This is a genomic window from Lacrimispora sp. (genome assembly GCF_036758025.1).
Taxonomy (GTDB): domain Bacteria; phylum Bacillota; class Clostridia; order Lachnospirales; family Lachnospiraceae; genus Lacrimispora.
Window position 1 is genome coordinate 15,707 of record NZ_DAIOXM010000018.1, and the last position, 23,759, is coordinate 39,465.

20 protein-coding genes are annotated in these 23,759 nt (G+C 46.6%); 1 reads left to right on the top strand and 19 read right to left on the bottom strand.

Translation table 11 applies throughout. The annotated features are described in order from the left end of the window. Nucleotides 1–326 precede the first annotated feature (326 nt). From radA to V7M78_RS14990, 12 genes are all read right to left on the bottom strand, one after another. Nucleotides 327–1,718 carry a DNA repair protein RadA gene (radA, locus tag V7M78_RS14935; protein WP_333650944.1) on the bottom strand — a complete coding sequence of 464 codons (1,392 nt, stop codon included), beginning with the start codon at nt 1,716–1,718 and terminating at the stop codon, nt 327–329. Between the two features lie 78 nt (nt 1,719–1,796). After that, nucleotides 1,797–2,210, bottom strand: a complete 414-nt coding sequence (locus V7M78_RS14940) for an endosialidase (RefSeq protein ID WP_333650946.1) — start codon at nt 2,208–2,210, stop codon at nt 1,797–1,799. 120 nt (nt 2,211–2,330) lie between these two features. Then, complete coding sequence (locus tag V7M78_RS14945; protein ID WP_333650948.1) at nt 2,331–4,781, bottom strand: ATP-dependent Clp protease ATP-binding subunit; 2,451 nt, start codon at nt 4,779–4,781, stop codon at nt 2,331–2,333. A gap of 16 nt (nt 4,782–4,797) precedes the next feature. Next, entirely contained in the window at nt 4,798–5,832 is a 1,035-nt protein-coding gene (locus V7M78_RS14950) for an ATP--guanido phosphotransferase (protein WP_333650950.1), read from the bottom strand. Then, a complete protein-coding gene (locus V7M78_RS14955) occupies nt 5,825–6,370 on the bottom strand; it encodes a UvrB/UvrC motif-containing protein (protein ID WP_333650952.1) in 546 nt (181 codons plus the stop codon). The genes V7M78_RS14950 and V7M78_RS14955 overlap by 8 nt, the downstream gene beginning before the upstream one ends. A 21-nt stretch (nt 6,371–6,391) precedes the next feature. Continuing rightward, entirely contained in the window at nt 6,392–6,778 is a 387-nt protein-coding gene (locus tag V7M78_RS14960) for a GntR family transcriptional regulator (RefSeq protein ID WP_333651099.1), read from the bottom strand. Between the two features lie 140 nt (nt 6,779–6,918). Then, complete coding sequence (locus V7M78_RS14965) at nt 6,919–8,742, bottom strand: cadherin-like beta sandwich domain-containing protein (RefSeq protein ID WP_333650954.1); 1,824 nt, start codon at nt 8,740–8,742, stop codon at nt 6,919–6,921. Between the two features lie 47 nt (nt 8,743–8,789). Continuing rightward, on the bottom strand, nt 8,790–11,189 hold the full coding sequence (locus V7M78_RS14970) for a dockerin type I domain-containing protein (protein WP_333650956.1): 2,400 nt from the start codon (nt 11,187–11,189) through the stop codon (nt 8,790–8,792). A gap of 278 nt (nt 11,190–11,467) precedes the next feature. Beyond that, nucleotides 11,468–11,599, bottom strand: a complete 132-nt coding sequence (locus V7M78_RS14975; protein ID WP_333650958.1) for an OadG-related small transporter subunit — start codon at nt 11,597–11,599, stop codon at nt 11,468–11,470. A 66-nt stretch (nt 11,600–11,665) separates the two neighbouring features. Further along, nucleotides 11,666–12,784 (bottom strand): sodium ion-translocating decarboxylase subunit beta, encoded by a 1,119-nt coding sequence (locus V7M78_RS14980; RefSeq protein WP_333650960.1) that lies wholly within the window; start codon nt 12,782–12,784, stop codon nt 11,666–11,668. A gap of 211 nt (nt 12,785–12,995) precedes the next feature. Beyond that, nucleotides 12,996–14,390: a CitMHS family transporter gene (locus V7M78_RS14985; RefSeq protein WP_333650962.1), complete on the bottom strand. Its 1,395-nt coding sequence runs from the start codon at nt 14,388–14,390 to the stop codon at nt 12,996–12,998. A gap of 151 nt (nt 14,391–14,541) precedes the next feature. Continuing rightward, nucleotides 14,542–16,719: an ATP-binding protein gene (locus V7M78_RS14990; protein WP_333650964.1), complete on the bottom strand. Its 2,178-nt coding sequence runs from the start codon at nt 16,717–16,719 to the stop codon at nt 14,542–14,544. 111 nt (nt 16,720–16,830) lie between these two features. On the opposite strand from V7M78_RS14990, the gene V7M78_RS14995 reads away from it, so the two are divergent. Further along, a complete protein-coding gene (locus tag V7M78_RS14995; RefSeq protein WP_333650966.1) occupies nt 16,831–17,517 on the top strand; it encodes a response regulator transcription factor in 687 nt (228 codons plus the stop codon). Between the two features lie 15 nt (nt 17,518–17,532). On the opposite strand, the gene citG is transcribed toward V7M78_RS14995, so the two are convergent. From citG to V7M78_RS15030, 7 genes are all read right to left on the bottom strand, one after another. Beyond that, on the bottom strand, nt 17,533–18,420 hold the full coding sequence (citG, locus tag V7M78_RS15000; protein WP_333650968.1) for a triphosphoribosyl-dephospho-CoA synthase CitG: 888 nt from the start codon (nt 18,418–18,420) through the stop codon (nt 17,533–17,535). 3 nt (nt 18,421–18,423) lie between these two features. Beyond that, nucleotides 18,424–19,986 carry a citrate lyase subunit alpha gene (gene citF / locus V7M78_RS15005; protein WP_333650970.1) on the bottom strand — a complete coding sequence of 521 codons (1,563 nt, stop codon included), beginning with the start codon at nt 19,984–19,986 and terminating at the stop codon, nt 18,424–18,426. Nucleotide 19,987: 1 nt separating this feature from the next. Continuing rightward, complete coding sequence (locus V7M78_RS15010; protein WP_333650972.1) at nt 19,988–20,887, bottom strand: aldolase/citrate lyase family protein; 900 nt, start codon at nt 20,885–20,887, stop codon at nt 19,988–19,990. Further along, complete coding sequence (gene citD, locus V7M78_RS15015; protein ID WP_333650974.1) at nt 20,884–21,183, bottom strand: citrate lyase acyl carrier protein; 300 nt, start codon at nt 21,181–21,183, stop codon at nt 20,884–20,886. The genes V7M78_RS15010 and citD overlap by 4 nt, the downstream gene beginning before the upstream one ends. Before the next feature lie 101 nt (nt 21,184–21,284). Next, nucleotides 21,285–21,818 (bottom strand): citrate lyase holo-[acyl-carrier protein] synthase, encoded by a 534-nt coding sequence (gene citX, locus V7M78_RS15020; RefSeq protein ID WP_333650976.1) that lies wholly within the window; start codon nt 21,816–21,818, stop codon nt 21,285–21,287. A gap of 33 nt (nt 21,819–21,851) precedes the next feature. After that, nucleotides 21,852–23,264, bottom strand: coding sequence for an oxaloacetate decarboxylase subunit alpha (locus V7M78_RS15025; protein ID WP_333650978.1), 1,413 nt, complete (start codon nt 23,262–23,264; stop codon nt 21,852–21,854). A 64-nt stretch (nt 23,265–23,328) separates the two neighbouring features. Next, a complete protein-coding gene (locus V7M78_RS15030) occupies nt 23,329–23,739 on the bottom strand; it encodes a biotin/lipoyl-containing protein (protein ID WP_333650980.1) in 411 nt (136 codons plus the stop codon). Between the last annotated feature and the right edge of the window lie 20 nt (nt 23,740–23,759).

Sequence of the window (23,759 nt, forward strand, 5' to 3'; positions counted from 1 at the left end):
CTAATATTAGTCTGTTAACGGGAATATTGTAATAATCTGCTATTGAATTGATCGTATCGCCAGGTTGAACTACATGTATACTCATGGCTTCCCCCAATAATCTTATTGATTCTATTATATGCCCGCACTACTTGCTCATAACAATATATTACAAACAATTACATAAATATTTCCGGCTGTGAATACACGGCTCTTTATAAATTTACGCACCATCCAGCGATATGCCTCTGAAGCAGTAAATAAGCCCGCCGGAAGGCGGGCTTATTTATTTTTCTTCTCCAAATCACATCTATTCTCTGATTATATTGCTTCCCATGGGTTAATTCTTATCCGATTACCCTTGCAATCGCCTCCCGTACATTGCCGACTCCAATCAGCCGTATGCCCTCTGTTTTTCCCATCTTTTCCAGGGAAATCTCCGGCAGGACGCAGGTTTCAAACCCCAGCTTTTTTGCCTCATTGACTCTCTGCTGGGCCATGGATACGGCCCGTACCTCTCCCGACAAGCCTATCTCTCCGAAAATAATGGTTTTAGAGTCCACGGCCCGGTCCTTCATGCTGGAAACAATAGCCATGGCAATTGCCAGATCCAGGGCAGGCTCATTCATCCGCAAGCCCCCTGTAATATTTACATAGGCGTCAAAATGAGACAGGTCATAATGGCACCGCTTCTCCAAAACAGCCATCAAAAGATTAACCCTGTTGTAATCCGTTCCTGCGGCAGTACGCCTTGGCATTCCAAAGGCAGTAGGCGTAATCAGGGCCTGAACCTCCAAAAGCATGGGCCTTGTGCCCTCCATGGAACAGGCTACCACAGCTCCGGAAGCCCCTTCAGGCCTTCCGCTTAACATATATTCAGAAGGATTTTTTACCTCAGAAAGTCCGCTTTCCACCATCTCAAAGACACCGATCTCATTGGTGGAGCCAAAGCGGTTTTTCACTCCCCGTATGATCCGGTAAGCAGCACTCCGTTCTCCTTCAAAATACAGAACCGTGTCCACCATATGCTCCAGCACTCTGGGACCTGCCACCACACCTTCCTTGGTCACATGGCCTACGATAAAAACAGCAATTCCCGAACCTTTGGCAATCTGAAGCAGGATTCCGGTGGATTCCCTTACCTGGCTGACACTTCCGGGAGCAGAGGAAATCTCCTCCCGGAACATGGTTTGAATGGAATCAATGATGACTACATCCGGTTTTTCCTCTTCAATGGCCCGTTCAATCAGTTCCAGGCTGGTTTCACAGAGGAATAAAAGCTCTCCCGTCACCTCTCCGATCCGGTTTGCCCGAAGCTTGATCTGCTTTAAGGACTCCTCTCCTGATATGTAAAGCACCTTCTGCCCGCCGGCCGCCAGATTACGGCACACCTGTAAAAGCAGAGTGGATTTTCCGATACCGGGATCTCCTCCCACCAGAATTAAAGAGCCCTTTACAACTCCTCCTCCCAGAACCCGGTCCAGTTCTTCGTATCCTGTTTTCATCCGGTCCTGCTCATCCAGCTTGATTTCCGAAAGCCTGGAAGGCTTTATTTTTACGGAGATTCCCGGACTTGCGGCGCTGCTTCCGATTCCCCTTCTGGCTCCGGATTCTTTTTTGCCCACCGGCTCCTCCACAAGGGTATTCCACTCCTTGCAGGCCGGACACTGGCCCAGCCATTTTGCAGATTCATACCCGCATTCCTTACAGAAAAATGCGGTTGTCCTCGCCTTTGCCATATGAATTTCCTCCCATATAATTTAAGAAAAACAGGGTCCGGACTCTCCTTAAAGAGCCAGACCCAGCTTTTTGTCTTATTATCTTCTTCTTATCTTTACTGCTACCGGCGTTCCCTCATTCAATTCCACGCTGGCGGACAGCTTCCCGCTCATGTTGGTTCTCATGCTTCCTACAGCCGATTCATCCACATATACTTCATATAAAGTATCCTCTGCCAGCTGAATGGTCAACTGGGCATCCTTGTCGCTTTCCACTTTAAAATCCACTCCGTCATTGGAAACGGCAAAGTTTTCAACAGAAGTTCCCGGCACGGACTCGTATACGAACATTCCGTTACGCTCCAGCTTTGTTATCTCATAAAATGTTTTGACTTTATACAAATCACCCTTATGCTCAAAATCCTGTAATTTTGATTTTGTTCCCAATTTGTAATTACCAAAACTGATAGTTCCGTCTTCCTCTGTGCGGATTAATTCTTCAATCACCGGCATCGGTTTGCCCTCCTAGTATTTTGTTTACTTATCCCTTAATTATATTCAGTTTATACCTGGCGCATTGAATAAATGCGCCGGCTTGTAATCATTATACACGAATCGACAGGAAATGGCTAGCTATTTCACCAGCTCCCTGACAGAAAATTTAAGTCCGTCTTCTGCCGCTGTAACCACCACTTTATCCCCGTTTTTCACTGTTCCGCTTAAAATCTCCTCGGCCAGCTTATCTTCCAGACTGTTCTGAATGGTACGTCTTAAGGGCCTTGCCCCGTACTTTTCATCATAGCCCTTGTTGATCAGGTATTCTTTGGCATCCTCTTCAATTTCCAAAGTAATGTTCATCTGCTCTGATGTTCTCTTCATAATGTCTTTCACCATAATGGTAACAATATCCTTCATATGAACCTTGTTAAGCGGATGGAATACAATGATCTCATCAATACGGTTAATGAATTCCGGTTTGAACAGGCGTTTTACCTCTTCCATAACCCGGTCCTTCATAATCTTGTAGTCCGCTTTTTCATCTGCCGCCGCACCAAAGCCCAAACGCTTGGGAGAGATGATGTTCTGGGCTCCCGCATTGGAAGTCATGATGATGATGGTATTTTTAAAATCAATCTTTCTTCCCTGGGCATCGGTAATATGTCCGTCATCCAGAACCTGCAGCAGAATATTGAACACATCGGGGTGAGCCTTTTCAATCTCATCAAAAAGGATTACGGAATAAGGATTTCTCCTGACTTTTTCGCTGAGCTGGCCTCCCTCGTCATAGCCTACATATCCTGGCGGAGAACCGATGATTTTGGAAACGCTGTGCTTTTCCATATATTCCGACATATCCACCCGGATCAGGGCATTTTCCGTGCCGAACATGGATTCAGAAAGAGCCTTGGAAAGCTCGGTCTTTCCCACACCCGTAGGTCCTAAGAACAGGAAGGAGCCGATGGGGCGCTTGGGGTCCTTTAAGCCGACCCGGCCTCTGCGGATGGCCTTAGCCACGGCAGTAACTGCTTCCTCCTGGCCGATAACACGCTCATGAAGAATGTTTTCCAGATTTCTGAGCCTTTCGCTCTCTCCTTCCTCCAGTTTCTTCACCGGGATCTTAGTCCAGGCTGAGATTACATCTGCAATTTCTCCCTCATCCACAACCAGGGTTTTTGAAGTTTTATCTTTCTGCCACTTTTCACGGATTTTAGCAATCTTTTCCCGCTTCTTTTCCTGTTTCTTTTTGATCAATCCTGCCTTTTCATAGGCTTCTGCCTTGATGGCGGCTTCTTTCTGATCCTCCATCTGCTCGATTTCGGCTTCCAGTTCCTTGATCTCCCCAGGCTCCACAAATGCGGTCAGCCGGACTTTGGAGGAAGCTTCATCGATGACGTCAATGGCCTTATCCGGAAGGAAGCGGTCATTGATATACCGGGCTGCCAGCTTTACGGCTGCCTTTAAAGCATCGTCTGTAATGGTCACCTTATGGTGATCCTCATATCTGCCCTTTAAGCCTCTTAAGATACCGATGGCAGCCTCTTCAGAAGGCTCCTCAACCGTAATAGGCTGGAAACGCCTCTCCAGGGCAGAATCCTTTTCAATGTACTTGCGGTACTCCTCAATGGTGGTAGCACCGATTAACTGCAGCTCCCCTCTTGCAAGAGAGGGCTTTAAGATATTAGAAGCGTCAATCGCTCCCTCCGCTCCTCCTGCGCCGATGATGGTATGAATTTCATCGATGAACAGCAGGACCTCTCCATCCTGGATTACCTCGGCAATCACCTTCTTGATCCGCTCTTCAAATTCTCCCCTGTACTTGGAACCTGCCACCATACCGGACAAATCCAAGGTCAAAAGCCTTTTATCTGCAATGGTTTCCGGCACATCTCCGTCTGTAATCATCTGAGCCAGACCCTCTACCACTGCGGTCTTGCCGACTCCCGGCTCTCCAATAAGGCAGGGGTTGTTTTTGGTTCTTCTGCTTAAAATCTGGATCAAACGCTCAATCTCCGGTTCCCTTCCGATCACCGGGTCCAGCTTTCCCTGGGCAGCAAGCTGGGTCAAATCCCTGCTGTAGCTGTCAAGAGTAGGGGTATTTCCCTTTGCCTTAGGAGCCTTGATAATCTCCTCCTTATTGGCCGGGGCATCCTCTCCCATGGCTGACAGTACGTCAATGTAAAGCTTTTGTATGCTGACTCCTATGGTATTTAACAGTCTGGAGGCAACGCAGTCATTGTCCTTGATAATGGAAACCAGTAAATGCTCGGTGCCGATTAAATTGGCTTTAAACCGGACAGCCTCCCGGTAGCTGTTTTCCAGAACTCTCCTGGCTCCCGGCGTATATCCTCCGTCTTCGAAAAGCCTGACAGGCTGATCCGGGGCGATGAGCTGGCTGATCAGGCTCAATACCTTTTCTTCCTTTACTCCGTTTTCTTCCAAAACTCTGGCTGCCACTCCGGTGCCTTCTTCCAGCAGCCCGATAAGCAGATGCTCGGTGCCAATATAGCTGTGTCCCAGACGTTCTGCTGCTTTTACGGCCAGATTGACAGCCGTTCTGGCCTTTGTAGTAAATCGATCTATCATAAATAAAATCCTCCTGTTAATTTAATTCCGGCAGTTCCTTTCGGATAAAGTCCGCCCTGGCTCCGTCAAGTTCTTCCTTGCTCAAGGGCCGGTCTGAAATCTTCTGGAGATTGGCCGGCTGGATTCCAAGCATCAGGCGGTATACGGAAAATTCCTCCTCTGTATGAATCAGTCCATCGGAAAGTCCCGCCATGATCTGAGATAAGAAAATCATGGCATCCCTGGAGGTAAGCCTTCTGGCGTATTTCAACACTCCATAGGATTTGTAAATTTCATCCTCCCTTTCAAGCCTGTGGCTCTGGAGAAACATTTTTCTCACCTGAATCTCCTGATTGGTCAATTGTATGGCTGCCTTTGATACAGTGTCTATGATCTCCCGCTCTGTCCGGCCTAGGGTCTTTTGGTTGGATACCTCATAAAGAGAACCGAAGTTCTCTTCTCCTTCCCCGTAAACACCCTTGATGGCAGCCCCAAAACGGCTCATATCTCCAATCAGTCCCTGGAATTTCTTTCCCTGGGACAGCATGGGCAGATGGATCACCACCGAGGCCCTGAGGCCGGTTCCCACATTGGTGGGAAAGGAAGTGAGGTAGCCGTACCGTTCATCAAATGCATATTCAAACCGCTCATTGATATAATCGTCAATCTGGCTGGCCCGTTCCCAAAGTTCTTCTAAATGAAGTCCGGCTCCAAGAAGCTGAATCCTGATGTGGTCGTCGCAGTTTAACACAATGCCCGTATCCTCATTATCGGAGAGAAAAATTCCGGAGGGCTTCTTGATGGAAGCAGCCGCAGAATTTAAGATCCGTCTTTCACGCAGGGCCTTTTTATCCCTGTCCTCCATGTCGCCCAGCATGGCAAAGTCAAAATGCCTGCCAAAGTCTTCACCAAGGCCCCTTAACCCGAACTCCAGGCGGCGGACCATCTCTGTGCTCTCCTTGTCTTCAAGCTTTGCAGGAAATTTATATTCCTGCCAGTTCCTGGCCAGACGGACACGGCTGCTTATAATTCCGGGCCGGCCGCTGTCTGTCTGTTCAAACCATTTAAGCATCGGTCTCATCTCCTTTTTTCAGTTCTCTTATCCTGTCACGGCATACCGCGGCTGTTTCATAATCCTCGGAACGGAGAGCTTCCTTCAGCTTTGCATCCCACTGATAGATTAAATCCTGCTCTTTCTCTTCTCCGATTCCGGCCTTTACCGGATCCTGGCTCTGGTGCTCCGGGGTCTTTCCTGTGTGGATTAAATTTCCTTGAAGCTGCTTTAAGCTGTCCTCCATAAGGGGACCAAACACGCTGTAGCAGTCCTTGCAGCCAAACCTGCTGTCTTTTACAAACTCCTCGTAGCTGGTGCCGCAGGAGGGACACTGGATCTGGTTCAGCTTATCCGGGCCCTGGCTGGTATCCTCGATTCCAAGCAAGCCGGACAGCAGCTTTCCCAGGGGAAAATCCCCGTCAAAGATAGCCGCATACACTCCGAAATCCATTTCCTTTGCACACTGGGCGCAAAAATGATGCTCCTTTTTTACGCCGTTTACCACTTCTGTATATTGAATATTTGCTTCCCGCATCTTACATCTCTCGCACAACATATTGAACCTCCAATCCAGGGATCACTCTTCCCTCTGGCCTTTTAAAAATGACTGGAATATCTCATCAACCAGTTGATGGACCTCCTCGCATGAAACGTTTTTACAGACGCCTCTTGCCAGCACAACGCTTAGGTCCTTGCTCATCTCATCAAGAACCTGGATTTTATCCACATCAAGGGACACAACGGCTCCTTTGCGGCGGTCCAGCTTGACAAATCCTTCTTGCTTCAGCACAGAGTACGCCTTATTTACCGTATGCATATTAACACCTATGTTGTCGGCCATTTGGCGCACGGAAGGTAAAGAGTCACCCTCCCGTATACTTGACCTGGCGATTCCTATGATTATCTGGTTCCGAAGCTGGATGTAAATGGCCTCGTCACTGTTAAAATCAATTTTTAATATCATCTTCTCACCGTCTTTCGTTATATCTGTTATACACATAATAGCACATATAACCGGCTTTTTCAATGGAATAATTTTCACCTTATGCAGAACGGTTCCGGGGATTTCCCCCCGGAACCGTTTCATCTGCTGTCTTTTCATATCTATTCTTCTTCGTCCAGATCAATGAATTCAAAATCATCGTCTTCTTCTATTTCGTAAGACGGCAGATCCTGCTCCATTTCCTCCAGGCTGACTTCCTGAAGGAACTCGTCATCGTCTATATCCGCCTCAGCTTCGTCTTCAGCTTTTCGCCTGATTTCCGGCTGTTCTTCTGAACGTGTGCTTTCAAATCCCCTCCGGTCCTCTGAGGATGTGCTCTCAAACTCTCTCAGGTCCTCTGATATCATATTTTTAGACTCTCCCAGATCCTCTGATGGCGTGTTTTCAAACTCTTCCCTGGTGTACCTTCTGATTCTGGAAGGAGGTGCATCCCTTCGCTCCTCACGGAAGTTTTCATCTCTGAATTCCCCGTCATCATCCGGTCTCACCCTGTTCTTATCCGGCAGTCCTGATCCGGGCCCGTTTCCTTTTTTCATCATCATAACGAGAACGGCAAACAGAATCAATGCCACCAGACCCACACCGATGAGAATGTAAAATTGTATGCGGTAATCCTTGACCAGTGAATCGTAGGTATTTGCCAGCTCCATATGCTTTTCATAGGACACGCCGGAAGCAAAGTACCTCTGAATTGTTTTTTCTGAAAGGTCATAGCGGTAGAAGTACTTCTCCCCGTTCCAGTTCATAGCGTAGAAGAGGCAGTACTGAGGCTCTGCTTCCGTAACTGCAACCCAGCCGGTTACCCGAACGCCGTCAATATCCACCGGACGCTCCTGGAAACCTTCGGGCATGGCTGCTTCTTCATCTATGGGGATAATGACAATGGCCTTTGAGGTTGTTTCCACCTGTACAAACCTGGACCAGGAATCGGCTCCCTCGTTATAGATATAGAATCCGCCGTTTCCTTCCGAATCCTCTAAGTAAAGCAGAAGAAGTTCTTTTTCCAGCCCACGTCCGGCCATAACCTCATTGCCCTTGTACTGGTAAGTTCCTGCTTCAAAGCCCTCCGGAAGGGAAGCTTCTTCAAAGGAGGCGGCCACGTTGTATACGGTTCCGTCAATCACGGCTGTCGCTTCTCCAAAGGAAGCCTCAACCGTTTCACCGGAGCCATCGGTTTCAGAAGCCGCAGTTTCGCCGTCTCCCTTTGTAACCTGAATAGTATAATTGCGGACTGTTTGTCCGTCTTCTGCCGTCACCTTTACAATTACCTGGTTTTCTCCGCCCTTTAAGCCCTTTTCTCCCTGGAGGGCCACACGGGCTCCCGCATTGGCTGCCACTGCATTGACTACCAGATCTGCTGTGTTCCCATCTACCTGGGCTGTGTAGCTTTCTACCTCAGGAGAAAATTCCGGACTCAGGGTTCCGGGAGATATTTTCAATGATTTCAAACTGGCATCCTTTGAATAGGTAGCCGGGGATGTGACCTTGACCGTGGAGTTTCCCTGCTTGCTTACGGAAATGGCCTGGGAATTGATATCGTAAATTTCCTGGGAGGTCACGTTAATTTGAGCGTTTCCTGCCTGCAGGGTTTTGAATTTCAGTTGAAAGTTAAATGCCTTCTGATCTGCGGACTCCATGGTCCCCAAAACCTTAATGGCTCCTGCGCCTCCGTTGGCACTGGTGCCGCTGACAAACTCCAAAACATTGGGATCATAAGACAGCATGATCTCCGCTGTTCCCAGGGCAGTATCGCTGGTCACCTTCATGGTTACAGTCACTTCATTGCCTACCATGACCGACGGATCGGAAAAAGCTATTTTAGCATCTGCCGCCCAGGACACCATCTGTCCAAAAGGACCGCCTGCCGCCGCAATCATACAGGCCAGCATCAGGCTGGCTATCAGTTTTTTCAGTTTCTTGTTCATCTTTCCTCTTCTCTGCCCGAAAGGCGCTTCCTCTTCTATCCTAAACATCAAAGCCCAAGGACTTTCTTCTGAAGAAGCAAAATATCCTGGGAATTCACCTTACCGTCTCCGTTTAGATCGGCTGATTTTTGTCCTCCTGCCGTCAAAGTTTCCAGGCCAAGGAGAAAACGCTGCAGCTTCAGAACATCCAGACTGTTGATCTTCCCGTCTCCATTGATATCACCGGCTCCGCCGGAAGAAGGCTGAGGGGAAGAAGTCCCGGCTGCTGCTGTCTGCTCCGGCTGGGGCTGGCGGGAGACTGTCATCTGATCCGTCACCTGGGCAGATCCCGGCCCCTGGCCGATAACTGCCGCTGATCCTGATGTATGGGAAGACATGCCTGAAGAGCCGTCAGGAGCTATGGTCACATTGCTTCCCCCAGGTGTTCCCTCTGAGGCTCCGGTGGAAGGCTTCGATACTCCCGGACCTATACTGCCTCCAGGTCCAGCCGAAGAGCCGCCCGAGGAAGTATTGCCGGATGTATTTCCGGTTGTATTTCCAGACGTGCTTCCTGAGGTATTTCCGGGGGAACTTCCGTCAGATGCTGCCGGTGATGAAGTGGGACCGCCGTTTTGACGCACCACATGAAGCACATATTCCCTTACAGTTCCATTTTGCGCAGTTATTGCAATTTTTATGTCATTATTACCGCTTTGAAGCGTAATATTTCCTGCTCCGCCTACCGAGGCGCCGGAATCAAGAGGTGACGCGTTTACGGTGATATTCGTTACAGACGGGTCCACAATCAGGTTGTACTCCATGGTATCCCGGCTGAAGGAAGGCGTCAGGGACAAGCCCGACACGCTTAAGCCTGACAGCTTATTATTCGGACTTCCGGTACCTGTAGGCTGGCTGCAGGCATTGTCCGGCATATTGTTATAAACCGGAATCTTAAATTCAAGGGCTGTTTTTTTCATGTCGCTGTTGTAGGCCTTTGAAAAGACAGCTCCCTCAGAGGCGGCTCCCTGAACATTGGTCATATACTGGTGCTTGTGAATATTGGCACCCTGGACATTAAATTTCTTCAGATAAAATGTATCCTGCCCAACTTTTACATAATTATTGCCATAATAAAAGGCTCCTCCTAAAATAGAGCTTTCGGGAGAATTCCACGGCCTGTTATAGCTGCCTGCCTGGGAAGCCCACCACAAGCCTCTCTGTACGGCACTCATGGTTCCGGACTGGTATGCTTCAATATTAAAAAAGTTATAATATCCCTCGTATCCGGATTCTGAGCCCGACACGCTTTTTCCCGCACCTGAGGAACCCTGCTCCTGAATGATCATAGCAGCCAGAACATAAGGATTCACTCCGGACTGGGCAGCCGCATTCATGATCATGCTCACATAAGAGCTGCTTCCCGTAACGGTTCCTGTTGTTCCTGTTGTTCCTGAGCCTCCTGATGTGCCTGGGGAGGAAGGTCCGGGTAAGTTTGCCCCGGGGCCATATACCATGAGAATATCAGGCTTATTAAGGCTGATGGAAGCCTGAGGCCCTTCCAGGCTGACATTGCCGGAGCCTCCCGTCTCACCAGGTCCTATGGCCTCTCCCGGGCCTGCAGGGCTTACAGGCCCTGAGCCGCCGGAGCTGCCTTCTGAATTACTGCCGGGAGAGCCGCTGCCGGAAGAAGCTCCAACAGAAGACTGGCCGGATAGGAAGCTACCCTTTACCATAGTTTCCAGCCCTGCCGCTGTCTGTTTATTTCCGTCATATGTATGGGTCAGAAACTGAAATACATTGGTTTCATCTAAAAAGTTTCTGGGGTCCATATAATATTTTACAATATCCTCTGAAGCAGTTACCCAGGAGCTGCCGTCATAACCGATCCAGCTGCTGGTATCCCAGTTATAGGCGCCGCTTTCTGTAGACTTCCAGGAAGAAAGGCTGCTGGTGTGAACCAGGTTCTTTCCCACCTTGCTCTGCTCCTTAATTGCCGCATTCCAGTCTAAGTTGGTATGCTGGGCCTTGAACACCCAGCCCGGATAAAGGGCATGGAGCTCCCGAAGCCGGACCTTATAGCTTTCCGGAAAGCCTTCTGCCGTAAGCTTAGATTCAAAATCCGCATTGCTGGTATAGGCTGCCGGAAACCGGAGATAGCTTTTAGAAACATAGCCTGTCACCGCCTGTCCTCCTGAACCGGTGACCCGGATCTGGTACCACAGCGCTCCGTCCGATGCATTCTTCTCATCAATTACCGTAACCGATGCTCCATTGGTCAGTTTTGTAACAATGGAATAAGAGGTGCCCGGTCCGCTCCTCACATTCAGCGAAGTCGCATTGACCGCTGCCGCCTTCTCCGTATAAGCATATCCATCTATGTATGGCGAAACCATTCCCATGTAAGAATCCAGCACCAGGACACTGGCCAGAATCAGGGCCATCTTACGAGCTTTTTTATACTTTTTCATCTGTTTCTCCCAAATATGTCCTCTTGTATTTTAATTTTCCATACTGATCAGATGTCAGGTGAACCAAAAGGCAAACCAAACTTCTCTACATATTATAATGACAAATTATACCATGTGTCAACCACATCGGACAAAGTTGGCACAAATGGATATATTTGTAAGAAAATCTTTAAAATTTTGAAACAGACTTTCTCCCCGGACAATAGGAAAAGCGCCGGAATTTACTTCCAACGCTTCTCCTGAATTAATTTTATTTTTAGGATTTAATTGTGCTCCTGTTAATCTTCTTTCTTAGGAGCAGTCAGCTTTAAAAGAAGCTGTGAAATACCATAGAGCAAAAACATTACGATAAAAATACCGCCCATGCCTAAGCCCAGCAATTCTAATGCCTGCACCATGATCTCTGACATCTTTTCCTCCATCCTGCCTGCAAGAGGCAACGCAAATTTATAGTTATAGAAATAATCCTTTTACACTTACATGAAGAAGGAAAGCAGCAATCCGCCTGCAACTACCGATGCGATCTGTCCGGATACATTGGCTCCAGCTGCATGCATGAGAATAAAGTTCTGAGGATCTTCTGCTGTCGCCATCTTCTGGATTACACGGCTGCTCATGGGGAATGCAGAAATTCCTGCTGCACCAACCATGGGATTGATCTTCTCCTTGCGGAATAAGTTAAGCAGTTTTGCAAACAGTACACCGCCTGCCGTGTCGAAAACAAAGCCCAAAAGACCAAAAGCAATGATCATCAATGTTTTTAAGTTTAAGAATTCATCTGCTGTCATCTTTACGGAAATAGTAAGACCCAGCAAAATACTGATAATGTTTACCAGTTCATTCTGAGCGGTTGCACTTAAACGGTCCAATACGCCGCACTCACGCAGCAGATTACCGAACATCAAGAAACCGATCAGAGGCAGGGACATAGGTGCTACAAAGCCTGCAACGAAGGTGATTGCCAGAGGGAACAGAATCTTAGCTGTCTTTGAAACAGACTTAGGCTCATATTTCATGTGGATCTGGCGTTCTTTTTTGGTGGTAAGCGCCTTAATAACAGGTGGCTGAATGATAGGAACCAGAGACATATACGAATATGCCGCCACAGTGATGGGGCCCAACAAGTTTTTCGCCAACTGGCCGGCAACGAAGATACTGGTAGGACCGTCTGCTGCTGCTATAATTCCTATGGAAGCCGCCTCCGGAAGAGCCAGGTCTGTAAACATTACTACAATGAGAACGGTACCGAAAATACCGAACTGGGCAGCCGCACCAAACAGCATCATAAATGGATTCTGCAGAAGGGGGCCAAAGTCGATCATAGCTCCGATTCCAATGAAAATCAGAAGGGGAAACAGCTCTGTATCGATACCCGCATCAAACAATACGTTGAAGGGTCCCTCTACTCCTGTGCTGGCCTGTGTAATAATACCGGACATCGGGAAGTTTACTAAAATTGTACCCAGTCCCATGGGAACGAGAAGAGTCGGTTCGTACTCTTTTTTAATACCCAAATACATTAAAGCGCAGCCGATCAGCATCATAACTGCTTGCTGCCATGTAAATGATAGTATGCCGTCTAATAAAATACTCATATGTTGTCTCCAATCTCAATCTGCCTATGGTAATAGGTTAAATAAAAAGTGCCGCCTTAAAAGCCATGAAAATAAGAAGCTTGTACCTATGATACGGTTTATGAGAAGCTGTCTTTTACCCCGAAAGGCATATCCCAGCTTCTCATAAAAAGTGCTTATGTCAGCACCGTCCATAAAGGAGCAGGCTTTCATGATATTCTTATAACAGCATTTAGATAAATAACGGGCACGCTCCTGTTATTGCAGAAACAATAACGAAGATGATGAAAATTCCGGTTGCCCATTTTGCAGATTCCTTCTGCCACTCGCCCATTTCCAGACCTGTTAAGTTTAACAGCAGGTAAATGAATGCTACAAGTGGGCTGAGCAAATGGTATGCCTGACCAAGAAGGGAAGCAACTGCCATGTTTAAATCTGTATAGCCAAATCCCCTTCCAGCTTCTGCAAATACGGGAAGAATTCCATAATAGTAAGCATCGTTTGATAAGAAGAATGTACCTGGTGCGGAAACGATAGCAGTTACCAGACCCCACCATCTTCCAAGGGAAGTAGGAAGTACAGCAATAATACTCTGTGCAAGGGCATCACTCATACCGGTCTTTCCGAATAATCCGGAAAACATACCTGCAGCGATAACCAGGATAACAACCTGAAGTGCATCACCTGCATTGTCCTGAATACGGTTCTTCTGATCTTTGATCTTCTTGTAGTTTACCATAAGACCAATAACAAATGCAACCAGGAAAAGGAAGTTAGAAGGAACTTTATCCATAACCAAAATTGCTACAGTACCAATTGTTAAAATTGCGTTGAACCAAATGAGCTTTGGTCTCTTAAGTGCTTCTACCTCAGGATCGGATTTAGTAGCACTCTCGATATCAGCCTGGGAGAACGTCTGAATACCTACACGTTTTCTTTCCTTAAGGCCCAGATAAAATGCTACACCCAACATGTACACAACTGCTGCAACCATACCAGGAGCAAGAGCAGCGAGAACAGGACCGCCTTCTACATTCATAACTGCCATAGCACGAGCTGTCGGGCCTCCCCATGGAAGCAGGTTCATGATTGTATTCATCAAAACAACCAAGGTTCCCAGATAAAGCATCTTTAAGTTCAGCTTTTTGTAAATCGGGATAAATGCGGTACAGCAGATCAACGTTGTGGTTGTTCCGTCTCCGTTTAAGGAAACTGCTGCTGCTACGATAGCTGTTCCAACAAGTACCTTCACTGGATCGCCGCCGGCGATTTTGATAACAGTGTTTACAACCGGGTCAAAAAGTCCGGCATTCAGCATGATGGAGAAGAAAAGAATGGCAAAAAGCAGCATAAATGCAGTTTTAGCACTGCTTACCAATCCATCCTGTGACATCTTGCCCAGTGCGATGATCTGATCCAAAATAGATAAGGATTCAGGTGCTACTACAACATCCTTATCAGGATTTGATAAGTATGCTGCAATTGGTGTTCTCATTACTCCGGTAAAAACACCGACTAAAGAAAACACTAACGGCACACTGATCAATGCCGTAAACGGGTGTAACTTTTTGGCCATGACGAGTATAAGGAATACAATAATCATTGCCCATGCTAGTAAAGTAATCATAAAAATGATCCCCCTTTTAATGAGATTTATTTTTTTATAGGTTTATCATACAGGCACATTCTTAAAAACTAATAAAATAATACTTAAAATTCTTTAAGGTTTCTAAAATATTTCTGTTTTATTCATATCCATTTTGTGCCTTTCCTTTGTATTATGCCCGTTCTATGCAGTTTTTAACAACTTTTAATATTGCTGTATCAGAGACCGGTTTATCAATATAATCATCAATAATCCTTCTCCGCTTCGCCTCCACAATCTCCTTGGTGACCCGGTCCGCCATAATAATGTAGATAATTTCCGGATACTGCCCTTTTAAGGACATGCAGAAGTCAGCACCGCTCTTTCCCGAAACATACTGATCCGTGACAATGGCATCTGCGTCCTGCTCCTTCAGCACTCTTCTGGCCTCTTCAAAGTCCATACAGGGCAAAAGAATGACATTCTGCTTGTTAAAATTCCGCTCCAAAAGCCTTAATATCTTTGGATTGTCATCCACAATCATAATCCTCAGGACACTTGTATCGTCACCGCTTCCCAGCTTATGCCCCTCCTGTTCCTTCTGCTCATTGGCCGGAAGGAAAATATGAAAGACACTGCCTTTTCCACGGCTGCTCTCTGCAAAAATATAGCCCTTGTGGGAATGGATGATCTGCTCCACCAAAGAAAGTCCAAGTCCTGTACCAGATCCATTTTTCTTTGTAGTAAAAAACGGGTCAAAAATCTGTTCCAGCACCTCCTCACTCATGCCCTCTCCGTCATCCCGGATATCAATCTGCAGATAATACTTCCATTCTTCCGAAACAGAGGTGACCTTATATTTTTTTAACTCCTCTGACTCCACCTTTCTTCCTTCTATTATAATACTGCCTTCTTTATGGCCTACGGCGTGAATGGCATTGACACAGATATTTAAAATCACCTGGTTCATCTGGGTCTCATTTCCTAAAAAGCTTTCATCGGTAAAAAAGATTTCATCCTCTATAGAGACGTTAGATGGGCAGACAGAGCTTACCATCTTTATGGCCCTGCGCAGCACCTTTGCAGCATTGATATCCTTAAAGGCTGTCTCCATATTCTTCCTGCTGAGGGAAGAAATCTGCTGAATGATCTCCTTTGCCTTGGCAGACGCCTCATAAATTTCCAAAGCATTATCATAATGCTCCGAATCCTCAGGCAGATCACTCATCAAAAGCTGGGCATAGCCCATAATAGGGGTCAGAAGATTGTTAAATTCATGGGCAATGCCGCCTGTCATGGTTCCCATAACCTGCAGTCTCTGCCGGTGGGCAATGGTCTCCTCACTCTGGTGCATCTCCTCTAAAATCTTATTCAGCTCCCATAAATAGGCAATTTCCTCTGTATCCTCTTTTTTCTGCATCCATAACTGCTTGATGTAAAATACCATTCCCAGAACTACTGCCACAATTCCGAAAAACACCAGACCCAGCTTGAAAAATCCCGTTGCCACCGGGATGTAAATGTCGTTGTAATCAATGACAGCACTGACCACCAGAAATCCATCTCCTATAATGGCAGGAGAATAAGCACTTATCTTTTTAACCTCAGGAACTCCCGGTTCTGCCCACCAATAGGAATAGTATTCTGAAACGCCTGACTCTCCCTTATTCTGTTTTTCGATCATCTCTTCCAGACTGGTTAAGTCTGTGCCCGGAAACATTTCCTTTCTTCCGGAAATAACGTCAATTCCCCACTGGCTTTCCTGGGGGTGAGCCAGTATAATGCCGTCAGAGTCCTTTATGACAATATAACCATTGGTGCCCAGACGGATATGAGAAACCAGGGACTGATAATAATTCCGTTCATTTATTACGACAGAAATGAACTTGTCTTCCGGAATCGCCTTTCTCAGGAGGAGGTACATCTCTCCATTCTCCAGCTTGCACTGACGAAAGCTGGTCTGGGAGTCGATTTCTGTAATGGAATAGGTGTCTGTCACTCCATATCCATTAATGCTCTTTAAGTGATTTCCATCCTTGTCCTCTAAAAGCACATCATAGACGAACCGGTTGTGATATTTGACGTACTCCTCCAAAACCTTCCAGTCCTTCTGTCCTGTCTTTTTAAAATTTTCTTCCTCTATTGCATAAAGAGAATTTAAATCCGCCTGATACCCTTCAATAAATGCCTTTAAATTTTCCCCCATGCTCTGGGTGGTCAAAAGCATCTGCTTTTTCTGATTATCAATAATCGCCTCTTTATATTCTTCCCAGGTGCTGAATACCAGATAAGAAAAAATAATCAGCATGGCTGCCGCGATTCCAGATAGAAATACAACCGTATATTTTTTACTGTCTTTCCTGCCGTCCATAAATCTGCCCCTTGTTTGCCTTTCCTCATTGACTTGTCTTCCTCTTAATATTATAATAATATCAGCGCTGTTTCAACAAGATTCTACTGAAATATTCATTTGGAGGATTATATGCCTGATAAAATACTAATCGTAGACGATGATCCCGCAGTATGCAAGTTATTGGAAAAGGTCATGCACAGCAATAACTTGGAAACCACTGTGGCAGACAGCGGCCTTGCCGCATTGAATCATCTGAAAAACCATTCCTATGACCTGATTCTTCTTGATGTCATGTTAGGTGATATGGAAGGCTTTGAGGTCATCAAACGGCTGCGGAGCCAGGGCATCCAAACTCCGGTCATGATCGTAAGCGGGAGAAATGAGGATTACGATTCCCTTTACGGACTCTCTCTCGGAGCTGATGACTACATTACAAAGCCTTTCCGCCCCTTAGTACTGGGTGCCAAGGTAAAAGCCTTGATCCGCCGCAATAAAAATCAGATCTTAAACACTTCGGACACATTGGAATCCGGCCCCTTTACGTTCAGTGTTTCCTCCATGAGATTTTATAAAAATGGGGAGGAAATCGTCCTTTCCTCAAAGGAAAGCAGTCTGATGCTGTTGTTTATAAGACATCCGAACCAGGTATTTACAAAAGATATGATTTATGAGCATGTCTGGGGGGACAACATTGCCGTAGACGATAACGCCATTATGGTGTATATAAACCGACTGCGGGGAAAAATAGAAGAAGACCGGCAAAAGCCGGCCCATATTGTTACGGTCAGGGGCTTGGGATACCGGTTTATCCCTTAGGCCTCTGGCCTTTTTCTATTCATAATTACGGATAAGCTGTGCCATAAATATAGTCACAGCCAAAAGATCCGCACATCCTCCGGCACTGATATTTCTCCTGATGAATTCTCCATCCATACGTTTTAATACTTCTATGCTGCTTTCGCTGTAAACTCCCGTGGTTTTTAGAAATTCTCCTGCCATAGCTCTGACTTCAGAAAGAACCTGGGGATTATGTCTTGCAAGGATGTTGGAATCATCCACCTGGCTCATGAGCAAAAACAGAGCTTCCAGCTTGATTAAATTCCAGTCCTTTCCCTCACTAAGCCGTTTCATCAGAAGAGGAAGAGAGATATTCCGCACTGATTCATAGCCGCTTATGGCCTCTCCCCTGGCACCGAGGGTTCCGTATTTCTCCAGATTTTTCTCACCATGACTGGTAAATTCCTGCATGCTTTCCACTTCTTTGATCAGAGTTTCTCTCACCATGGACTGCTCCATCCTGATCAGGTCTTCAAGAGTCAGTCCCTTACCGGTCCTGATACAGGCCCCTGCGGCTGCACTGAGTATTCCCATGTGGAAAATCATTCCTTTGTGGGTATTGACTCCCTCCGTAGCTTCATACATAGCCTTTTCGGCTGAAATCCCGATCCGCCGGATTTGCTGAAAAAGCTGTCCGGGAGCACCGGAAAAGATCAGCCCTTCCAATGCCATAGACGAAAAATACGGCCTTAAAGCCGCCGCACTCTTCTCAAAGGTGGAAACATCCATATCTTTATGGGCTCCTGTGGAATATAAATCCACCAGGCCCGGCTTGGGGGAGGCATACACCTCCTCCAGCAAAGCCTCATAAGCCATATTGCCGATCCGGACAGCCGTTTCTTCCATCACCGTCTCCGGATTCGGCTGTAAATGGCTCATCATATCTTATTCCTCTGAAAACTCAAATGGTTTTATCTTGCGAACCACGTCCATAATGGTTCCGTCGCGGCCTTCAATGATACCGACAATCTTATCGTCAAACTGAACCGGCTCCGGTTCTCCAACGATGGAGTATGCAATATCTCTCAGCTCTTCAATGGTCTTAAAGGGCAGGTCCATATTCTTTGCGTATTCCATCAGATCCTGTCTTCTGGGGTTGATGGCTACGCCGTAATCTGTAATTACAACGTCAACGGCCTCTCCTGGAGTTGTAACCGTTGTAACATTGGTACACACAGCCGGAATCCTTCCCTGAATAAGAGGAGTGAGGATAATGGTACACTTAGCACCTGCTGCTGTGTCCGGATGTCCGCCCTGAGCTCCAGTAACCATGCCGTCAGAACCTACAACCACGTTACAGTTAAAGTTCACATCCACTTCCAGAGTTGCAAGGATTACGAAATCCAGTTTGTTGACAACTGCTCCCTTGTTAAATGGATTGGCGTATTCTCCTGCAGTGATGGGGTAATGTCCCGGACTGCCCACTGATTTTACTGCATCAAGGTCAAAGTCCTGGGTATCCATCAGTGCATCTACCTGGCCATTTTTCAACAAGTCACACATAGGCTTTGTAAGTCCTCCGACACCAAATCCCATGCGGATATTCTTCTCTTCCATAATCTTAGCAAGAGAAATCGTAGAAGCAATGGAGGCTCCGCCTACACCGGTCTGATAAGAAAAACCGTCCTTAAAATAAGGAGTATTTACTACGAACTGGGTACAGTAATCTGCCATCAAAAGTCTGCGCAGGTCTGTGGTAGGCTTGGCCGCTCCTGTTGCAATCTTTGCCGGGTTTCCAATTTCATCAACCACTACCACATAATCCACCTTTGTCATGGAAATCTGGGCAGGATAGTTGGGGAATGGAACTAAGCAGTCAGTAATTGCAACTACTTTATCAGCATACTCGGAATCTACGACTGCGTAAGAAAGTACGCCGCAATCAGACTTTCCGCCTACACCACGGCAGTTACCATAATCATCACAGGTAGGAGCACCGATAAATGAAATATCAATCTTTACTTCTCCTGATTCAATGGCGCGAACTCTGCCGCCGTGAGAACGCATGATTGTAAGCTTCTTTAATTTGCCTTCTGAAATAGCTTTTCCAATCTTTCCTCTTACACCTGAGGACTGAATTCCGATAATGGTTCCATCTTCAATGTAATCAATCAACGGGTCATGAGCTTTTCCAAGGGAGCTGGCGCAAATGGTGATGTCCTTGATTCCCATGTCATGAACTTCTTTCATTACCATGTTTACCACATAGTCACCCTCGCGGAAATGGTGGTGGAAGCCCAGGACCATACCGTCCTTGATTCCGCACTTTATCAAACTCTCACGAATGCTGTCCACAATTTTGCTTCCGTTGGAATTGGCTACAGCCTTTGTTACCGGGCTGCTTTTTTTATATTCATGTCCATCAAAATGATGAACTCCCATAAAAGGTTCTTTTCCTGTTTCCTTTAAGATCTCTTCCGGAATTTCTCTCCCTACTGCATTAATCATATCACAAATCTCCTTTATATACGCCGGAGGCCTTAGCCAGGTCAATGGTTCTCTTAGCCCCGTCATAGAATGCAATGTCGATCATCTTCCCATCTACGGTAAATACACCGATTCCCTGCGCCTTTTTCTCATCGATTTCCCTTACTACCTTTTCTGCGAAGATAATATCCTTCTGGGTTGGTGTAAAGATTTCGTGAACAACGGGAATCTGCCTTGGATTTACAATGGACTTTCCATCAAAGCCCATTAAGTGAATGGTCTCCACTTCCTTACGGAAGCCTTCCATGTTTTCAAGATCTGTGAAAACCGTGTCAAAACACTGAACGCCTGCAGCTCTGGCTGCGATGATCATATTTTGTCTGGCTCCCATCAGCTCAACTCCGGTACCTGTGATATAAGTCTGAAGGTCCTTGGTATAATCTCCGCCGGAAAGAGCGATTCCAAACAGACGCTCGGAAGATTCGCAGATTTCCAGAACGTTCATCACTCCTCTTGCGGATTCAATGGCTGCCATCAGCAGAGTTCTTCCCTCAGGAATGTTAAAATCAGCTTCTGCCGCCTTGACTTCCTGTTCTACTGCAACAATATCGGCAGCGCTTTCTGTCTTGGGAAGACGGATGGCATCACAGCCGCCTGCCACTGCACAGCGGATATCCTCTTTCCAGTAAGAGGTGTCCAGTCCGTTGATGCGGACTACCCTTTCGCAGCCTCTGTAATCAATCTCCTGAAGAGCGTGGTACAGAGAAAATCTGGCAGCATCCTTCTGGTTTTCAGCAACTGCATCCTCTAAGTCCAGCATAATGGAATCGGGCTTATAGATGTATGGATCTTTAATAAGACCCGGTTTCTGTGCATTTAAAAACATCATCGTTCTTCTGAGCCGTTTCTTATTCGGATTCATCGCTTTTCACCTCCCCAAAGAACATTCTCAAACTGGTCTGTAGACCGGGATAAAGCACCTTCCACACGTGCCTTAATGGTACAGTCCAAAGCTCCCTTGTCCACTACGGAAATGTTGACATCGTCAACTCCAAATTTCTCAAGGGTTTCCATAACTACTTTGCGGATACTGTTTCCAAACTGGTTGATTACTGCGCTTTCCAGTGCAAAATTAATTTTGCCGTTTCCAGGTTCAACAGTTACCTGACAATCGCTGGACTCTAACGTTCCAGCCATGGCTGGTTTCTTAATCTCCATTTTGCCTCACGCCTCCCTCTTATTTATATAATTTTATTTTATCCTAAGATTCTTAAACAGAAGAGAACAGAACCTTAAAATTCATTAAGGAAGAGACATACTCAATCTGTCTCTTCCTTTAACCACAACCGTATCATATTCTCCACATGCTCACAAAGCTCTTCTAAGCCGTGGCTCCGGCTCCGTCCGCATACTTTTGCATCCTGTCCGCAGATTAAACATTTACGGGGAGAAGCTCCAAGAGCGCCTCTGCCGATTCCTCTTCCATCTGCATCATATACATCAATATCGAACAGCCTTCCCAAAGGATGAGATTCTTCAACCTGAATCATCAGGCTCTTTATAAATAGTGCATCAGGACACTTTACGGAATAAAACCGCAAATATCCTGCCTTTTCCTTTATTTCAGTCTCTTCCGATACTTCCAGCCCTTTTTCCGGAAACAGCCGGTCAAGGGTCTTCTCTCCTTCTTCAAAAGCCAGAAGGATATGAGGGGAGGTCTTTTTAGGTCCAGGAATATTCATTCCCAGAGCCACTACGGCCTCCCCTGGATGCCTGTCTCTCAGTTCTTCCTGAATTCTCACCTTTTCTTCACGGAAGCAGAGCATCTCTTCCAATGTTACATATTCTTCCATACACTGCCTCCCTGGAATCAAAGGTACGGTCAGTTATACCGGATAAGCCTTATTTTCCTTATCTGCTGCAGCAGAGTCCACGCCGGTCTGCTGTGCGGCCCTGTACTCAAAGTATTCTTTGGCAATGGCCGGGAACAGGGCATAGGACAACACATCTTCATCCTGCTGCTTCCACTGTGCGCATTCCTTCTCAAACTGAGGAAGCTGGGGTGAAATCAAATCAGCGGGACGGCAGGTAATAGGTGTTTCGTCTTTGATGATTTTCTTCTGTACTTCCGGATCAAAGGGCTTTACAGTCTGACCGAATTCGCCCATTAAGATCTTCTTGGATTCCTTTGGAACCATCTTGTAGCGTTCTCCGCTGATTACATTTAAAACAGCCTGAGTACCCACGATCTGAGAGGATGGAGTAACCAGAGGCAGCTCTCCGAAATCCTTTCTCACTCTGGGGATTTCCTCCAGAACTTCCCTGTATTTGTCTTCCTGGCCTGCTTCCTTTAACTGGTTTACAAGGTTTGACAGCATGCCTCCGGGAACCTGGTATAAAAGAGTCTTGATATTGACGCCCAGCACCTTGGGATTTAAACGTCCGCTGGTTAAAGCCTCGTCTCTTATAGGCTGGAAGTAATCGCTTACTTCAGACAAAAGTTCCTGGTCAAGTCCGGTGTCGTAAGCAGTTCCCTTTAAGGTTTCCACCATAACCTCAGTAGCCGGCTGGCTGGTGCCAAGGGCCAGAGGAGAAATGGCGGTATCGATAATATCGCATCCAGCCTCCACTCCCTTTAAATAAGTCATGGAACCGACTCCGGAAGTGTAATGGGTATGGAGCTCTATAGGAAGCTTTACAGTATCCTTTAACATGTGGACCATTTCCTCTGCCTTATAAGGGGTTAACAGTCCCGCCATGTCCTTGATACAGATGGAATCAGCTCCCATCTCTTCTGCCTTGACTGCAAGGTCTTTCCAGTACTCTAAGGTATAAGCATCACCTAAGGTGTAGCCTAAAGCCACTTGAGCATGGCCTTTTTCCTTTTTACAGGCTTCAACGGCTGTCTTGATGTTGCGGAAATCGTTTAAACAGTCAAAGATACGGATAATATCAATGCCGTTTGCCACGGATTTCTGCACAAAGTATTCCACTACATCATCTGCATAGTGATTATAGCCCAGAAGATTCTGTCCGCGGAGCAGCATCTGAAGCTTTGTATTCTTAAATCCATCTTTTAACTTTCTCAGTCTTTCCCATGGATCTTCCTTCAAAAACCTCAAGCAGGAATCAAAGGTTGCACCGCCCCAGCATTCCACTGCATGATAACCCACCTTGTCCATCTTTTCGATGATGGGAAGCATCTGCTGGGTTGTCATTCTCGTTGCAAGCAAAGACTGGTGACCGTCACGAAGGGCTGTCTCTACAATCTTAACCGGCTTTTTCTCTATTTCTGCCATTGTCTTACCTCCTGATTATTGTCATTTCACCGCAATCCGCTTTATGAGGATTGGGCCCGCTGCCTTAGTTCAATGTTGCCAATGTTGCGCCGCTGTCTACGGAATCGCCATTTGATACATTGATGCTGGCAACTGTTCCGTCGGAAGGAGATACGATTTCATTTTCCATCTTCATGGCTTCCAGAACCAGGAGAACGTCTCCCTTTTTCACTGCCTGTCCCACACTTGCCTTAACTCCGAGAATCTTGCCCGGCATAGGTGCTGATACAGTTACGGAGCCCTGTGCGCCGGAAGGAGCTGCTGCCGGAGCCGGGGCTGCTGCTGGAGCAGGAGCTGCCGCCGGTGCAGGAGTTGCTGCCTGAGGAGCCGGTGCCGCCGGAGCAAATGCTGCCGGTGCAGGAGTTCCTGCAAATGCGCCCTCTTCTACTGTTATGTCATAAACTTTTCCATTTACTGTAATTCTATAATTTTTCATGATATTAATCCTCCTGATTG

Bases quoted from the DNA above. Each gene is read 5' to 3' on its own strand.
- radA (WP_333650944.1), bottom strand. From the start codon at position 1,718: ATGGCAAAGGCGAGGACAACCGCATTTTTCTGTAAGGAATGCGGGTAT.
- V7M78_RS14940 (WP_333650946.1), bottom strand. From the start codon at position 2,210: ATGCCGGTGATTGAAGAATTAATCCGCACAGAGGAAGACGGAACTATC.
- V7M78_RS14945 (WP_333650948.1), bottom strand. From the start codon at position 4,781: ATGATAGATCGATTTACTACAAAGGCCAGAACGGCTGTCAATCTGGCC.
- V7M78_RS14950 (WP_333650950.1), bottom strand. From the start codon at position 5,832: ATGCTTAAATGGTTTGAACAGACAGACAGCGGCCGGCCCGGAATTATA.
- V7M78_RS14955 (WP_333650952.1), bottom strand. From the start codon at position 6,370: ATGTTGTGCGAGAGATGTAAGATGCGGGAAGCAAATATTCAATATACA.
- V7M78_RS14960 (WP_333651099.1), bottom strand. From the start codon at position 6,778: ATGATATTAAAAATTGATTTTAACAGTGACGAGGCCATTTACATCCAG.
- V7M78_RS14965 (WP_333650954.1), bottom strand. From the start codon at position 8,742: ATGAACAAGAAACTGAAAAAACTGATAGCCAGCCTGATGCTGGCCTGT.
- V7M78_RS14970 (WP_333650956.1), bottom strand. From the start codon at position 11,189: ATGAAAAAGTATAAAAAAGCTCGTAAGATGGCCCTGATTCTGGCCAGT.
- V7M78_RS14975 (WP_333650958.1), bottom strand. From the start codon at position 11,599: ATGTCAGAGATCATGGTGCAGGCATTAGAATTGCTGGGCTTAGGCATG.
- V7M78_RS14980 (WP_333650960.1), bottom strand. From the start codon at position 12,784: ATGAGTATTTTATTAGACGGCATACTATCATTTACATGGCAGCAAGCA.
- V7M78_RS14985 (WP_333650962.1), bottom strand. From the start codon at position 14,390: ATGATTACTTTACTAGCATGGGCAATGATTATTGTATTCCTTATACTC.
- V7M78_RS14990 (WP_333650964.1), bottom strand. From the start codon at position 16,719: ATGGACGGCAGGAAAGACAGTAAAAAATATACGGTTGTATTTCTATCT.
- V7M78_RS14995 (WP_333650966.1), top strand. From the start codon at position 16,831: ATGCCTGATAAAATACTAATCGTAGACGATGATCCCGCAGTATGCAAG.
- citG (WP_333650968.1), bottom strand. From the start codon at position 18,420: ATGATGAGCCATTTACAGCCGAATCCGGAGACGGTGATGGAAGAAACG.
- citF (WP_333650970.1), bottom strand. From the start codon at position 19,986: ATGATTAATGCAGTAGGGAGAGAAATTCCGGAAGAGATCTTAAAGGAA.
- V7M78_RS15010 (WP_333650972.1), bottom strand. From the start codon at position 20,887: ATGAATCCGAATAAGAAACGGCTCAGAAGAACGATGATGTTTTTAAAT.
- citD (WP_333650974.1), bottom strand. From the start codon at position 21,183: ATGGAGATTAAGAAACCAGCCATGGCTGGAACGTTAGAGTCCAGCGAT.
- citX (WP_333650976.1), bottom strand. From the start codon at position 21,818: ATGGAAGAATATGTAACATTGGAAGAGATGCTCTGCTTCCGTGAAGAA.
- V7M78_RS15025 (WP_333650978.1), bottom strand. From the start codon at position 23,264: ATGGCAGAAATAGAGAAAAAGCCGGTTAAGATTGTAGAGACAGCCCTT.
- V7M78_RS15030 (WP_333650980.1), bottom strand. From the start codon at position 23,739: ATGAAAAATTATAGAATTACAGTAAATGGAAAAGTTTATGACATAACA.